General features: G+C 38.9%; 1 protein-coding gene. It reads left to right on the plus strand.

The window, feature by feature from the left end; genetic code table 11:
- Positions 1-231: 231 nt before the first annotated feature.
- A partial coding sequence (locus H1S01_RS20845; protein WP_207732454.1) for a hypothetical protein occupies positions 232-442 on the plus strand: 211 nt, incomplete at its 3' end.

Here is a 442-nt window from a genome sequence, read left to right on the forward strand (position 1 = left end):
CGGCAGGGTAGCGGGTCTCTAATTGTTGCAGTAACAGTTGAACTTGTTTGGATTGCATCGTCAAAAAAGAGCGTATGAGAAAAATAGCCTTTACTATAGTAGATTTGGAAGGGGATGGCTCAAAAAAATACGTGAAACAGAATATTCACAGAGAAAAGCACAACAAATTCGCTTTTTCACTCTGAATTATGCGAAAATGTCGGATTCAATTTTTTTGTCTAAGGGCAGTTCATGACTGATCATTCTCCTGAATCTTTAAGTGATATCGAAATTTTAGACATTTTGCAGTCTATGAAAGACGATGAGCTTGATACAGAGGCAAAAGAAGAGATTCTTAAGGGTGGTAAAGCGGGTCGTCAAGAAGCACATAAACTTGCGATTGTGGCTTTGAACCAATCTTTTGAAAGTAAGTTTGTTGAAGCTGTAGCTTTGGCGTTGGGCC

This window comes from Heliobacterium chlorum (assembly GCF_014502795.1).
Lineage (GTDB): Bacteria > Bacillota > Desulfitobacteriia > Heliobacteriales > Heliobacteriaceae > Heliobacterium > Heliobacterium chlorum.